The organism is Acinetobacter sp. HZNU-JH01 (assembly GCF_037996845.1).
GTDB lineage: Bacteria > Pseudomonadota > Gammaproteobacteria > Pseudomonadales > Moraxellaceae > Acinetobacter > Acinetobacter haemolyticus.
In genome coordinates this window covers 3176730-3191607 of record NZ_JBBMZX010000001.1, presented here as the reverse complement: position 1 = coordinate 3191607, position 14878 = coordinate 3176730, and the positions used below count along the sequence as shown (strand labels likewise).

Here is a 14878-nt window from a genome sequence, read left to right as displayed (position 1 = left end):
TCAGACCGTCCCGTCTATTTGTGACAATTTGTATTTTTAACCACATATATCAATGTTATCTGATTCAAAAAGTGAGCTTCCTCTCCAAATATCATAAAGAAGAGGAAGAATTTATTAGAAAATAGGCAGTCCCAATTTACTAACTGATTAAACTTAGAATTTTTGGGAAATACTCAACTTATAATCACGCCCCGTACCCGTCATGTATTCCCCTAAATACATCTTGTAATCTCGATTAAATAAATTATCTATCGAAAGATTTAAAGCTGGTCCTTTTTCTCCCACCGGCTGCCAGTCGATGTAAACACCATGCAGTGAATACCCTTTGGTTTTGGGTAAAGAAAAAGAGGATGCTGCAATCGACTTATCACTATCAGAAAGACTGCGATCTTGTGCAGCAACAAATACTCCTCGCCATCCCATTGTTAGATGATGCTCAGGAACATTGACACCTAGGGTTGCTGTTGCTTTCTTCGGTGGAATATCCGTCATCCATGTTTTCTGATCAAACCATGGATTAACAGGTGAATTATCACGTTGCCCCCGAATATATGAATAAGTCAAACCTGTAAACCAAGTCGGCTGATTATAGAAAATCTCCGCCTCATATGCTTTGATCGTATAGTCTGTGACATTGCGATAGAAGCCATGATGATACTTTCCATTACAGTCATTGATGCTGCCATTGCCACCATTGGCATTATTTTCAGCCTGTGCTTTACAGAAGGTTGATCGATTACGGAAGATTTCATCACTACCACGATTACGGTGATAAGTTAGACGGACTTGTAGATGATCATCTGTCGTAAAGACATCATCAAAATTCATTTCGTTACCCAAACGAATCGCTAGCATTTTTTCTGGCAATAAATAACGACTGGTTGATGGCACCGAAGTCATTGCAGATTGCACATAATATTGCTCATCTACACGTGGCGCACGCCATGTTTTACTGATATTGGCAAACCACGTCAGATAATCCGCCTGCTTCCATGCCAATGCTAATCTTGGCGACCAACCTGTATAAGTTTTACTAGAATAATCATGCCCTGCACTTGGATCATTAAAACGTGGTGCGCGATTTGGAGTACCTGTATTGGTAATATGATCGTAGCGAATCGAAGGCGTAATGGTGAAATCGTTAATTTGATACTGGTCTTCTACAAATGCACTCAACATCTGCTGATGCCCTGATGGCATATAGTTAGGCTCATAATAGCCAAAGTTATAAGCTGCTTTCTTTGAATTATTCTTATCATACAGAAGCGAGTTCTGTTCCATTTTTTGATATTGCGTACCCACTTTTAATTTATGTGTACCGTATTGGGTTTCAACAAGACTAATATTACTGAGTTTAAATGCAGTATTGGTATACTTCACCCAGCTTTCATTGCCCAATAATGCAGCCGAAGCGTTAACACTAGGTAATCTTTGATCATGTTGATTCGTCTTGGAATAGGATGCAACTGCTTTCAAATTCAGATAAGGGTTTGATTCTGGATTGAGTTCATAACCGATCGAATAGCTTGTATCGCTCTGATCACGATAAACCAGACGACGTTTCCAAGCTTCCTCATAGCCATATTTTTTAATATCCGCCTCAGTTGGTACAGCGTCTTGATCACGCATAGCCGCAAATGGCTCCCACCCTTTATGACCACTTTGCATCGCATTTAGCGTAATTTTTTGGCTGTCTGTAGGATGAAAATCAAGCTTAACCAAATAGGTATTTTGCTCTTGTGCAGAATATAGAAATTTGCTGCCATCTGGCCGTTTCACATCCCCACTATCTCGATTGGTATAATACAACATCCCATCAGCCAAACCATTTTCAGTCTGAGCGTAAACTGCCCCAGTATAGGTATTTTGTGCATTATTTGAGAAGCGTGAATACTTTAAAAAAGCTCCGATATGATTATCATCAACAAGTAGGTCAGTTGCATCCTTGGTTTCTAAAGTCACCTTTCCACCGAAGCCACCATTTCCTACCTCAACGTTATGTGGACCTTTATCTACAGTAATTTTCTTTAAAATTTCTGGTTCGATAAAAACTGAACCTTGACGATATTTATCAAAACTTTTAATCGAATCATCCAAGCTAATCGGCACATCCTCAACGCCACCCATCCCAAGGATATTGATCGTTTGACCACCTGGTCTTGGTGAGCCTGCAGAACCAACACTTGGCATATTATCCAATAATTGCGCAACATTATTGGCTTGATAACGATCAATCGCTTTTTGGTTCAAAATACTTTGCCCGAACTGAATGGTATCTTCTTTTTCAGCTTGTATAACAATCGGAGTCATCTGATAAATTTGATTCTGAGCATTCACATTCGCTAACGCAGTATTCGATATACGCTTATCTGCGGTATCTATCTGAAGCTTTGAGCTTTCTGCGTAAGTCTGAGACATAAGCCCCATTGATACAGCAATTGAGATAGCCAATACATGTGGTTGAAAAAGCGTATAAGTGTTGGAAGATTTGGACATAAAATTCACTAAATTTAATCATGATCATAAGTTGTTCTAAACACAACTGAGCTTTAAGCTAGAAAATTGAAATCAATAATTTGTTTGAAATGTTTTATCGAATCACGATTTCTTAAAACACAGATCACTTGAGAGTTGTTCAAAATACATAACATTGATGGGACAATGCAACACCGCACTAATGATATTAATTATCATTTACATTAATGCATTTGTAAATAAATTATTCTGATTTTTAAAGGTTTTATCATCGTTTTTTGACTAAACGTTTAAATTTTATTTGTCAGTAATTTACCAATTGAATGTAAGTTAAGTTTTGGAGGTAGATGTATTTACTTAAGAGTTACTTTGCTGACTAAGGGTTCATAGGCTTACTCGCACAGCTAAGCGATTGCCATCCTAATTTGTCTAAATCAGTCCATGTCAATCCAGAATTTTATGGGGGGTAAGTTGTGGAATAAAACCATAGATAAAAAAATAAGCCCTTGTAAAAACAAGGGCTTATTTAGGTATTTGGCGGAAGCGGTGAGATTCGAACTCACGGAGGACTCACACCCTCGTCGGTTTTCAAGACCGGTGCATTAAACCGCTCTGCCACGCTTCCATGTGCGTAAGAATACAAAGCTTGTTTCCTTTATTCAAGAAAAATTTAACTGCAATGTATTCAAATGCATAATGTTTCATCAATTATTAAAGTCTTGCAGCTAACTCTGCGCCATCTCGAATCGCTCGTTTAGCATCTAGCTCAGCCGCAAGCTTCGCACCACCAATAATATGGTAGTTTGCAAAAGTATTCTCACCCTCTTTAGGCATCAAATCCTTCACAGATTCTTGCCCTGCACAGACAACAATGGTATCAACACGCAATAATTGATCATGCCCATTGTGTTCGACCCACAATCCTTCATCAGTCACTGCTTTATATTGCACACCACGAAGCATACGCACTGCGTGTTTTTTCAATTGCGCACGATGCACCCAACCAGAGGTTTTACCTAAACCAATTCCGAGTGGTGTAGTCTTACGTTGTAATAAATAGACCTCACGAACAGGTGCTTCAACTTCAGGGCGTTGCAAGCCACCTTCTGAAATATAATTTGCTTCAGGATCCACACCCCACTCACGCTGCCATTCTGCTAAAGGTTGCGGCTGAGGCTGATGTGGTGGCTTTAATAAAAACTCAGACACATCAAAACCAATCCCACCTGCACCGATCACTGCAACTTTACGTCCAACCTCAGCACCTCTTAACACTTCTGCATAAGATAGTACTTGTGGTGCTGTGCTGCCTTGAATTTTCAACTCGCGCGGTACAACCCCTGTTGCAACCACAACTTCATCAAATCCTTCGCTTTCTAATTTTTCACGACTTACGCGTGTATTTAAACGAACGTCCACACCTGTTTGTTGAAGTTGCACTTTGAAATAACGAATAGTTTCATGAAACTCTTCTTTTCCAGGCACAACTTTAGCTAGATTAAACTGGCCACCAACATCACTATTGGCTTCAAACAAAGTCACAGCATGTCCACGGCTTGCAGCAACAGTGGCAGCAGACATCCCTGCGACACCACCACCCACAACGGCAATGCGCTTTGGCTTTTTGGTCTTGATATAAACCAGTTCTGTTTCAAAGCATGCTTGTGGATTGACCAAACAACTCACACGCTGATTTTTGAATGCATGATCTAAACACGCTTGGTTACAAGCAATACAAGTATTAATTTCATCAACACGATTGGTCGCTGTTTTATTCACCCAATATGGATCTGCCAAGAATGGACGTGCCATTTGCACCATGTCGGCCTTACCCGATGCAACGATCTCTTCAGCTACATCTGGCATATTGATACGGTTAGAAGCAATAACAGGAATTGAAAGATGCTGTTTAACCTCTGCGGTATAATCTACAAATGCTGCACGAGGTACCGACGTTACAATCGTTGGAATACGTGCTTCATGCCAACCAATTCCTGTGTTTAATAACGTTACACCAGCTTTCTCTAATGCCTTGGCTACAGTAATCACTTCTTGCATGGTATTACCGTCGTGTACTAAATCTAACAACGATAAACGAAAAGCGATAATAAATTTTTCACCAACTTTAGCGCGAATTGCTTTTACAATCTCAACTGGGAAACGCATCCGATTTTCAATGTCGCCACCCCAGCGATCTGTACGTTTATTTACATGATTGCTTAGAAACTGGTTAATTAGATAACCTTCTGAACCCATGATTTCCACACCATCGTAACCTGCTTTTTTTGCCAAGCTTGCACAACGTGCATAATCATCGATGGTTGCCAAAATCTGAGAGTCAGACATTTGGCGTGGTTTAAACGGATTAATCGGTGCTTTTATCGCAGAGGAAGAAACGGAAAATGGGTGATAACCATAACGCCCAGAATGCAAAATTTGCATTAAGATTTTTGAACCATGCTTATGTACAGCATGCGTTACTAGACGATGATGAGGGATATCAGCCAAACTATTCATAGTACCGCCAGCAGGCAATAACCAGCCTTGACGATTAGGAGAAATACCACCTGTAATGATTAGTCCAACACCACCCTTGGCTCTTTCTTCAAAGTAAGCCGCAAGCTTAGGGTAGTTATAGAAACGATCTTCTAAGCCTGAGTGCATCGAGCCCATTACCACACGATTTTTAATGGTGGTGAATCCCAAATGTAGTGGTTTTAATATATTTGCATAGCTAGTCATGGTATTCCTTCTATATTTTTGGCTTTGCAACTTGTTGCATAGTACTTTGATTTGTTATTGGAGTGGATGACACTTTTTTACTAAAACGTGGTCAAATACGTCAATACATGTATACAGGCAAACTATATAGTCGATATAACATTCAAATTTCAAAGAATAACAAAACAATATGTCATCTAAACCTCTACTCTTATTCCACGGTTCTTCAAGCTATCGAGAATATCTTGAACCAAAACAAGCTATAGGCGATGGGGAAATGGATAATGCCTTTGGCATATATGCCGTTGAAGATAAAAGAATTGCTCAATTATTTGCAATTGAATATCTTAGCTTATCCAAAGAAGCTCGATTCAGCATTAAATTTGAGGATGACTTCGTTTATGTTGAACTTTTCCAATGTAGCGTCAATTGGGATCGTATTGGTTATTTATATACACTCCCCTCAGAAAACTTTATTAAAGTTGATCACATGCAATGGCTATCATCAAAAAGTGTTATTCCCACAAAAGTTGAACTTGTTAACCCACACGATTTCAAAGCTTTTATCCATCAACAGTAAAAATTAGCTGTATTTGTAATATGAAAAATCTATTCATCTATTTTGAGCCTCCACTTTAATAGATCACTCAAATCGCAAAAAGATACCAAGCGCTATAAAAATTTTAATTTTCACCATGATCAACTCGATTTTACAAAACTTTGCTGCACGAAAAGTGTTACAATAGTTCCGATTTTTTATTCTCAAGACGACCTATTCGGTGTCTTTACTAATAAACGTTAGGACAAGCAATGACTGATAATGCAACTATCTTGCAGCACGTACCTGTAGGCAAAAAAGTTGGGATTGCCTTTTCTGGTGGTCTCGATACTTCAGCAGCTTTATTGTGGATGAAACAAAAAGGCTCAGAACCTTATGCATATACTGCAAACTTGGGTCAGCCTGATGAAGATGACTATGATGCGATTCCAAAGAAAGCTGAACAATACGGTGCAGTCAAAGCTCGATTAATCGATTGTCGTTTACAACTTGCACTTGAAGGTATTGCTGCGATTCAATGTGGTGCATTCCACATCAGCACTGGTGGTGTTCCTTATTTCAATACTACACCTTTAGGTCGTGCAGTAACGGGTACAATGCTTGTCACTGCAATGAAAGAAGATGATGTGAACATTTGGGGTGATGGTTCGACTTATAAAGGTAACGATATTGAACGTTTTTATCGTTATGGTTTATTGACCAACCCAGCGCTTAAAATTTATAAGCCGTGGTTAGACCAAACCTTCATTGATGAGTTAGGTGGTCGTGCGGAAATGTCACAATTCCTCATCGACAATGGTTTTGACTATAAAATGTCAAAAGAAAAAGCATATTCAACTGACTCAAACATGTTGGGTGCTACTCACGAAGCAAAAGATTTGGAATACCTTGATGCTGGCATCAAAATCGTAGACCCAATCATGGGCGTTGCATTCTGGAAAGATGATGTAAAAATTGATGTGGAAGAAGTATCAATCACTTTCGAGGAAGGCTTCCCTGTTGCATTAAATGGTCAACGTATCGAAGATCCTGTTGAAGTTATCTTAGAAGCAAATCGTATCGGTGGTCGTCATGGTTTAGGTATGTCTGACCAAATTGAAAACCGTATTATCGAAGCCAAATCTCGTGGTATATATGAAGCACCTGGTATGGCTTTATTGCACATTGCTTACGAGCGTTTAGTGACAGGTATTCATAACGAAGATACGATCGAACAATATCGTATTAACGGTTTACGTTTAGGTCGTTTGCTTTACCAAGGTCGTTGGTTCGACTCACAAGCACTTATGCTACGTGAAACAGCACAACGTTGGGTGGCTAAAGCTATTACGGGTACAGTTACTTTAGAGTTACGTCGTGGTAATGACTACACTATTATGAACACTGAATCTCCTAACCTCACTTATGAAGCTGAGCGTTTAACAATGGAGAAAGGTGATTCAGTATTTACACCAATGGATCGTATTGGCCAGTTAACAATGCGTAATCTAGATATTACTGATACCCGTGCAAAACTTGGTCTTTATACAGAAACTGGTTTACTTTCTGTAGGTCAAGGTTCTGCGATTCCGCAGCTTGGAAATAAATCAAAATAATAAATTGGTAAATTAGCTTACTAATTTGAAAAGGCTGAATATTTTATTCGGCCTTTTTTGTTCTATTCAGGAAAATACATCCTATTTAATCATTGCATTTATAGAACAATATGTCGCAATTAAAGACTATATATCATCATTATGAACCAATAATATATGCATTAAGCAAAACATAATAATTGGGAGATGAAGGATGAATGCTTATCTACATCGTAGTGAAAACCGTGGTCATGTAAAAGCAGGATGGTTAGACACCTACCATAGCTTTTCATTTGGGAGCTGGTACAACCCGAAATACATGGGGGTCAGTGCTCTCCGCGTGATTAATGATGATACGGTTGCAGCACATAATGGTTTTGGTACTCACCCTCATGACAACATGGAAATCTTGACTTGTGTTCTTGATGGTACCATTTCCCATAAAGATAGTATGGGCAATGAGGGTCAAATCAATGCGGGTGAATGGCAGTTGATGAGTGCGGGTACAGGCGTTACCCATAGTGAAATGAATAAGCATGATAAAGCGGTACATCTATTACAGATTTGGATTCAACCGAATGTACAAGATGCTGAACCAACTTATCAGCAAATTCACTTAAACCCAAAAGACCATCCTAACCAATGGCATTTGATTGCAGGTGATGAGTCTGCACCAATGTTGATTCGTCAAAATGCAGAAGTGAAAACTGCTGTTCTTGAAAAGGATCAAAAATTGGAGATCAGTGCAAAGAAAAAAGTGAACTATGTTCATGTGATTTCTGGTGAAGTTATGATTGCTGATCATGTAGTCAAAGCTGGTGATGCTTTACTGTTTGATGAGACTGCAACCATTACCGCATCACAAGACAGTCAAATGATTTGGTTTGATTTGCCTTAATGCTCTTTCTAAGTTGTAGACATTAAAAAAGCCCGATTTACGGGCTTTTCTACAACCTTGAACATTTTTAAAAACGATCTCAATCGTTTCGTTCGTTGTTAGCTGATCTATACGGGTTTGTCATAACGTTTATTATCTAGGCAAGATTTCTCTTAAATCCCAAATCGTATATGACTTCCGTATTGTTTAAATTATCACCAATTTATAATTAGGTCAAGTGAGTTAAATTTTCCTTAGTTTTGAAAAAATAATCACATTCACTTATTTTATTTAAGTAGTTGATTTTAAATAAAACCCTATGGTGTCGAATTTGTATTAAAATGCTTTTACGTTCATAATATCATCTGATAAATTGATAGACGATCTTTTAGTCTCAATATGGATACTTATGATAAAGATATGCGTAGTACATGATATAGAGTACCAACCATACAAAGGCAGTTAAAACAAATGAGAGCGAAGATATAGATACCATCTCAATAGACATGTCAGCTTTTTTACCTGTTTCGCGTTCAAATTTTTTTACTGAAAGATATCCCTTCATATTGCAAATCGAAAAAAATAAGAATGGAATAAGAATTAAACCAATGGAAAAATAGTCCTCCGTCGTAAATTCTTTATTTATTGCGTCCTCACATTTCTGCTTTTCTACTAATTCAGTTTCAGTTAATTCCCCTTTAGACAATTTCCTCGAGTAATAAGAGTAATGACTAGACGCGAAATATTTCGACTCACAATAGTCTATAAATTTTTCTTTTGGGTTACGTTCATCGCCACTTCCACCAAAAGATGAGGTGTGATTAAGTCTTACTGTTGTTACCATGTATATTTACTTAGCACTTGAAAAAATTTTGTCTAATTATAAATAGTAATATCTAAGTATTAAATTTTCCTACAATTCGATGAACTATTATTACAATAAAAAAATCACATTCGATGAGCTTTTGATAAACTTAGTGAACTATCATTACTTCGCTCTCTATAGCAGAAATATGTCATACCCTTTGTACATGTCAAGATTACGCTAAAACGAATACAATCCATTGAATAATAAGCATATTATGTGCTTTTTCACCTAAAAATCAGGTCAAAAACGGCTTACCTAACTTCAATAAAATCAGTCATTTAGAAATTCATCCCCCGAAAGTTTTTCGAGCGTTTTTGATCAAAAATGAAAGTTAGCTCTATAAAATTCGGGGGTGAAATTACAGTAATTTTAACCTTTCATTTATGGTTAAATTCCATTGATGAGCATCCAACTTTCTGCGTAATGCAGCTTTATCAGATTCATCTACATAACCCCAAGCAACGAATGAACCATCTATAAAATAGTCATGGACGGATGAGGCAATATTCGGATTAATTTTACGGATAGCATCACCGTACTCCTTCCACCACTGGCGACACCAAATCATGCAGTGCGCTAAAGCAATCGTATTCATGTCTGCCGTTCTATGTTCTCTATGGCTAAATAAAGCAATCAGATGATGAACGTATTCAACCGCTACAGGGATCTGATCAAGTGAGATCTCATCTATCCCTTTCACACTAAAACGTTGATGAACGAGTTTGTAGGCATCAGAAAAGTTAAGGTGTTTTGATTTCGCCACAAGCATATTTACTGCATCGTTTAAAACCACACGTTCAGTTTTATGGTTCTTGGTTTTAGGTTGCACTTCCCTATCCAAAATATCTAAAACCCATTTTCGGAATTCTTTGGCTACTGGTGTACGGGCAAACATAGCAATCAAATGACATCCTCGGAGTGAAAAAATCCGCATACCCAAATTGGGTAGCTGCGGGTTTTCTATCACTTGCGTCATTTTGCTAGTAAATTCATCAGCTTTACGGTTGAAAATTTTGCTGACCGCATTTTCCTGTTTATAACCTAAAGTACGAGCCAATTCTGTAGATGTAATCCAAACTTGCTCATCATTTTGTTGTATAGGATGCAATGTGACTGTATTGAATGTTAGACTGTTCATATCAGTTTTCTCGCTGAAAATTGGTAACTCGCCCCGTGATCCGCCAAGATTGTTCGGGGCATTTTTACACCCCAGTGGGGTGTATTTAAAATTTATTCTTAATGACCTCTATTGTCAACCCCAGTGGGGTGTATTATTATTAAAACATTTCCGAAAACTGATTATCGATATGAGCAAGCATCTAGGGGTCGAATATAAAGTTCGAATGCCACAAGAACTAAAAGATAAAATTGCAGAATCTGCGAAAGAACTGAATCGCTCTATGAATGCGGATATTGTTGCGAGATTGGAAGAAAGTTTTTTAAGAAATGAGAGTTCAGCTCCTCCACATTCAGAAGTTAAGATATTTCATTTAAAAAATGGTAAAAAACGTGTTGTTTATGGCAAGCTTTTAAACAACCTTAGCCTAGATTACACACAAGAACTTGAGCAACTTCGAGATGATATTGATCTTTCTCTTGAAGTATTGAGTGGTTCTTCATTTTGGAATTCATTAAAGTTTTTTAATAAAGAAGTACTTGTCTATAAAGGCGACAATCATATTGATGTTGTTGACAATGGTGAGGGTAGTCTTGGATGGTTAACCGTAGAAGATCATATCACTGATGAATATATGGAAAATTTGCGTAAAAAAAGTGATGAAGACTAAGTTTTGTTGGTTTTCACCTTAGTAATAGATAAATAATACAAAACATTCCAATAAATATAAAAATCTACTCAACTTGTGTAGATTGGCTTCTTATCGTTTTGATAATCTGATATATAACTTTTTTATCAATAAGATATTTTCGTAATGCTAAGAAATTTCTTTCAGGTTCTTGCAATTTAATAACGAAAGCATCCACAACCTGCTCCAGTTTTGCATCACGTCTATTTTCATTTTTTTCTCTAAAAGCAATAGCCACTTCTTTTTTAAAGTCATCAATAATTGTTCTTCGTTTATCTCTTAATTTTATTCTGTTAAGATCACAAGTATTAATTGTATGTCTAACTCTAGGGTGATTTGCACGAATTTTACCGTTATGAAAAAACTCTAAATATGGATATGGATCAAATTTTTCAACATTAATAATTTTAGGATTTTCAAACTTATCATAAACATAAGATAAACTATTTATAGACAATATTTTTTTTGCACTAGGTTTAAAAGAAGCTCTAACAGAACTCTCTATACTAAAACTTTTAGACTTCCCAATATTACAAAAAAAACAAGCAAGTAAAAGATTATCCCAACTATATGCCAACCAATAATATATTTTTTTTGGTCTATAATGTTCGACATGCAATAACTCTTCATTAGACTCGCAATAAGCACACTTGCCATGATAAGTTAAATTTAAAGTATTCTTTATATCTTCAGTTTTGTATCGATCATTATATATACTTTCATCCTTATAATCTTTCAAATTTATTAATTCTAATCTTCTTTTATGAGTTGTTCTCGCTTTTATACGATTATGACCAGTCAGACTCTCTGGTTGAGAGTTTAGCGAAAAAGGAATACTGTCTAAGTTTTTTTCAACTTTAATCATTTTGATATTTACTCAAAACATTATCGATTAAAGAATCAATCTCATTATCGCTCATAAATTTTCTATCTTTTTTACTCTCTTCAAGTTCCGCACAAACTCTTTCGTAAATTTTTGACATTAAAAAGTTGTCACTTGTATCAGCATTATCATTATCTTCATCTAACCTAGCAGACTCTAAGTCGAATAATGACGATGTAACCAAAGTATTTAACATCATGTTATTTAAATCTTTACGGTAATACTTGTCAGTAACACGTGTTATACCATCTTCATTTCTAAAAACTTTAAAAATAATTGCATCCTCTGAAGCACCTTGAATAATAGTCGGGCTATGAGTTGTAAAAATAAACTGAATATTATCAAAGGTTGATCTTAGTTTCGATACAATTGTTTTTTTCCACTTTGGATGTAAATGCAAATCTATTTCATCAACTATAACAACTGCTGATGTTTTAAAAACATCACTATTACTACTAGATACTTGTTGTAATCTGAACAATAGATCAACAACAAAAATTGTAATACTCTTAAATCCTTCAGAAAGCTGATCAAACTTGAGCTCTTTTTTATTCTTCTCTTCAAAAAGTAACTCTGTCCCTTTTAATTCGATATTTACTGTTCTATCAAGAATTTCAAATAATGTCTCTTTAATCAGATCAATACTAACGCCAGCATTGTTAACATTTAATAATGCTTGATCTTTTATCCATTGTTCAGGGCTAATTAAAGTTTCCTCAGAACCGAATAAAGTCATAAATCCATATTTTTCATACTTTTCTGCCGAAAATCTACCACGATGAGTTCCATATGCAAAAAAACTATTTAAATATTCTAAATTTCCATTTGTATCCATTCCTGACAAATTTAAACTTGGATTATCAGCAACAATATCTCTTATTTTTCCAGTATCATCTTGATTAGTATTATTGAAAATAAAATCTTTATTAAAAGCCAAATATATTGCCATTAATATTAATGATTTTCCATCACCATTTTCTCCAACAAAATAAATTTCATTTGATTGCTCAAAATCTAATTCCACCTCCTCTTCAATAGAATAAAATTTATTGATTTTAACTTCTTTAATCCGTGGATACGTTTCATTTTTAGTATCAATATAATCGTTTTCCAACCATTTTTTAAAAAAGATACTATCACAACCGAAGCACTTATAAAGTTGTAACTCTTCAACTAATTGATAATAATTATTCTCATTGATATCACCATCTAGTGATATTCTATTTAAACGATCAATCAATAAAAGCTTAAATAAAAAACCAATTTCTTTTCTTTCAAAAATTTTAGAAAAACTGTAGTGTACATCTTCTGCTCTTCTATATAAGGGTTTTGCTGCTCCTGACTCTACTAAGCTGCTACGAATATTTGTATACATTTTATTTTTAGGTTTTATTGTTAAAATTCCACCCATCTCCCCGTTTGAAGATGATTTAAATATTTCAATAACCTCATGATGTGTAAGTATTAAAGAAAACATCCCAAATAATTTTTTTTCTTCTGGAAATTTTATTATTTCAAACCAATATTCAGGTATATCTTTTATTTCTAAAGAATACATACCTAGGAACGCTTTGATAACAGGCTCGTCTTTCTCAACTTCAGGTCTAAAAATAGAAATTAAGGTTTCTCTATCATACAAGAGATCCAAGTTCTGAACTATGCTATAACGAGTCCATGATGTTTTTAGTTTATTAATATTGTACTTCATAGGTTATATCTTATCAGCGATAATCAAGATTTCATTAACATCAATATTTTTACCACCAGTACGACCTAATCTACTATGTAAATATTCCATAGTTTCTATAGTTACATTGTAAGTGTTACCAAAAACTTTTCGCGCAAGTTCAAGTAAAGTATCTAAATCTATAACTCCACCATCACTATAACTTAATACCATTCTTGAGTTTTTTTCCTTTATTAAAGTAAACATCTTTTCAAAAGCTTTTGTTGCCTCACTTTTTTTGCTAAATGGTGACTGATGTCTATCTTGTCTATAACGACCCTTAAACTTTACTTCTGGATAATCATATTTCACTAAAGTTTCAAGCACATGATAAAATCTAGAGTAATGTACATTAGCATATGGAGGATCAGCATAAATTACTGATTCTGGATCAGCCTGTTCTAGCAACTCATCAAAACTCATCGAATAACTTTCAAATTTATGATTTAGACTACGATCATAATGCAACAGAAGATTTAATTTAGAAATAAATAAATCTTTTATAGATTTTACTCGATAAATCATAATATCTTTAAAATTCTTTTGGTCTTTTACATCTCTATATTGTGCAAAGTGACCTGTACTTTGTGAACAATAAGACATAGCAAACATTAAAGCCCCAATAATAGCTTCATAGATGTTTTTATTTCTATATTTCTGCGCTGCTCGATAAATTGCATCTATTTCTAAGCACTGTTGAAAAGACCAGTATGTTCCCGAATAGTTCTTTACAAATAAATGATGGTCTTCACTATCAAAATTAAATGATAGTAAGTTTTTTTCTTTACCCTCAATAAGCAGATAATCTTCCAATGGAATGTTATCTTTATAAAAATAATTTAATTTATATTTTTCCTTAAAATACTTCTTATAACCATCAACTTCAGCTAAAAAAATCTCCACATCTATATCTAGTATATTAATTTTTTTTAAGTATGACTTCCCTAAGTAACTTGAATACTCTTGAATATCATTAATAACGACATCATAGTGTTGATTCAAGTATGCAGCTACAATACAAGTTCCAGAGAATAAGTCATATACTTTTGATTTTTTATCTTTATTCACCTTATCAATATTATTAAGAATAAACTCAATGATATTGCTTTTTGAACCCATATATTTAATCAAATGAGGTGGCACTCGTTCACTCTTGATTTGATGGGTTAAATTCATACAGGACCTAATTTAGAAGTTTTAAACAAATATTCGTCTAATCGAACTCGCCACCAAACGGCGAGTTCAAACACTCAACTATAACATATGTAGCATTTATGAAATCGATCATCCATGTCTATTCGGTTATTTATTGCTAATTTAGGCTGCTATCAACTAATTTTTATTACTAAAAGTGCTATCTGTCAACTAGATAGATCAGAAAAAATTCTCT

At 35.3% G+C, this 14878-nt stretch carries 10 protein-coding genes and 1 tRNA gene; 4 read left to right on the top strand and 7 right to left on the bottom strand.

Annotated elements, in window-relative coordinates:
* Positions 1–153: 153 nt before the first annotated feature.
* From AAC851_RS15125 to AAC851_RS15115, 3 genes are all read right to left on the bottom strand, one after another.
* Positions 154–2496 (bottom strand): TonB-dependent hemoglobin/transferrin/lactoferrin family receptor, encoded by a 2343-nt coding sequence (locus AAC851_RS15125; protein WP_125503165.1) that lies wholly within the window; start codon positions 2494–2496, stop codon positions 154–156.
* Between the two features lie 514 nt (positions 2497–3010).
* Positions 3011–3100: transfer RNA gene (locus AAC851_RS15120), tRNA-Ser, on the bottom strand.
* An 86-nt stretch (positions 3101–3186) separates the two neighbouring features.
* Complete coding sequence (locus AAC851_RS15115; RefSeq protein WP_100833798.1) at positions 3187–5217, bottom strand: NADPH-dependent 2,4-dienoyl-CoA reductase; 2031 nt, start codon at positions 5215–5217, stop codon at positions 3187–3189.
* A 169-nt stretch (positions 5218–5386) separates the two neighbouring features.
* On the opposite strand from AAC851_RS15115, the gene AAC851_RS15110 reads away from it, so the two are divergent.
* From AAC851_RS15110 to AAC851_RS15100, 3 genes are all read left to right on the top strand, one after another.
* Entirely contained in the window at positions 5387–5776 is a 390-nt protein-coding gene (locus AAC851_RS15110; RefSeq protein WP_100833799.1) for a hypothetical protein, read from the top strand.
* A gap of 230 nt (positions 5777–6006) precedes the next feature.
* A complete protein-coding gene (gene argG, locus AAC851_RS15105) occupies positions 6007–7350 on the top strand; it encodes an argininosuccinate synthase (protein ID WP_100833800.1) in 1344 nt (447 codons plus the stop codon).
* A 193-nt stretch (positions 7351–7543) separates the two neighbouring features.
* Positions 7544–8227 carry a pirin family protein gene (locus AAC851_RS15100; protein WP_100833801.1) on the top strand — a complete coding sequence of 228 codons (684 nt, stop codon included), beginning with the start codon at positions 7544–7546 and terminating at the stop codon, positions 8225–8227.
* Positions 8228–9432: 1205 nt separating this feature from the next.
* Here AAC851_RS15100 and AAC851_RS15095 read toward each other — a convergent pair.
* Positions 9433–10212, bottom strand: coding sequence for a BRO-N domain-containing protein (locus AAC851_RS15095; RefSeq protein WP_100833803.1), 780 nt, complete (start codon positions 10210–10212; stop codon positions 9433–9435).
* Positions 10213–10417: 205 nt separating this feature from the next.
* On the opposite strand from AAC851_RS15095, the gene AAC851_RS15090 reads away from it, so the two are divergent.
* Positions 10418–10861 (top strand): Arc family DNA-binding protein, encoded by a 444-nt coding sequence (locus tag AAC851_RS15090; protein ID WP_228153374.1) that lies wholly within the window; start codon positions 10418–10420, stop codon positions 10859–10861.
* A gap of 64 nt (positions 10862–10925) precedes the next feature.
* Here AAC851_RS15090 and AAC851_RS15085 read toward each other — a convergent pair whose 3' ends face one another.
* From AAC851_RS15085 to AAC851_RS15075, 3 genes are read right to left on the bottom strand one after another with little or no spacing between them, the layout of a single operon-like run.
* Positions 10926–11744 (bottom strand): HNH endonuclease, encoded by an 819-nt coding sequence (locus tag AAC851_RS15085; protein ID WP_125503167.1) that lies wholly within the window; start codon positions 11742–11744, stop codon positions 10926–10928.
* Positions 11737–13470: an AAA family ATPase gene (locus AAC851_RS15080; RefSeq protein ID WP_100833806.1), complete on the bottom strand. Its 1734-nt coding sequence runs from the start codon at positions 13468–13470 to the stop codon at positions 11737–11739. Before AAC851_RS15080 ends, AAC851_RS15085 begins: the two co-directional genes overlap by 8 nt.
* A 3-nt stretch (positions 13471–13473) precedes the next feature.
* Positions 13474–14664, bottom strand: coding sequence for a DNA adenine methylase (locus AAC851_RS15075; RefSeq protein ID WP_125503169.1), 1191 nt, complete (start codon positions 14662–14664; stop codon positions 13474–13476).
* Positions 14665–14878: the final 214 nt, after the last annotated feature.

Bases quoted from the DNA above. Each gene is read 5' to 3' on its own strand.
- argG (WP_100833800.1), top strand. From the start codon at position 6,007: ATGACTGATAATGCAACTATCTTGCAGCACGTACCTGTAGGCAAAAAA.
- AAC851_RS15100 (WP_100833801.1), top strand. From the start codon at position 7,544: ATGAATGCTTATCTACATCGTAGTGAAAACCGTGGTCATGTAAAAGCA.
- AAC851_RS15075 (WP_125503169.1), bottom strand. From the start codon at position 14,664: ATGAATTTAACCCATCAAATCAAGAGTGAACGAGTGCCACCTCATTTG.
- AAC851_RS15085 (WP_125503167.1), bottom strand. From the start codon at position 11,744: ATGATTAAAGTTGAAAAAAACTTAGACAGTATTCCTTTTTCGCTAAAC.
- AAC851_RS15125 (WP_125503165.1), bottom strand. From the start codon at position 2,496: ATGTCCAAATCTTCCAACACTTATACGCTTTTTCAACCACATGTATTG.
- AAC851_RS15090 (WP_228153374.1), top strand. From the start codon at position 10,418: ATGCCACAAGAACTAAAAGATAAAATTGCAGAATCTGCGAAAGAACTG.
- AAC851_RS15095 (WP_100833803.1), bottom strand. From the start codon at position 10,212: ATGAACAGTCTAACATTCAATACAGTCACATTGCATCCTATACAACAA.
- AAC851_RS15110 (WP_100833799.1), top strand. From the start codon at position 5,387: ATGTCATCTAAACCTCTACTCTTATTCCACGGTTCTTCAAGCTATCGA.
- AAC851_RS15115 (WP_100833798.1), bottom strand. From the start codon at position 5,217: ATGACTAGCTATGCAAATATATTAAAACCACTACATTTGGGATTCACC.
- AAC851_RS15080 (WP_100833806.1), bottom strand. From the start codon at position 13,470: ATGAAGTACAATATTAATAAACTAAAAACATCATGGACTCGTTATAGC.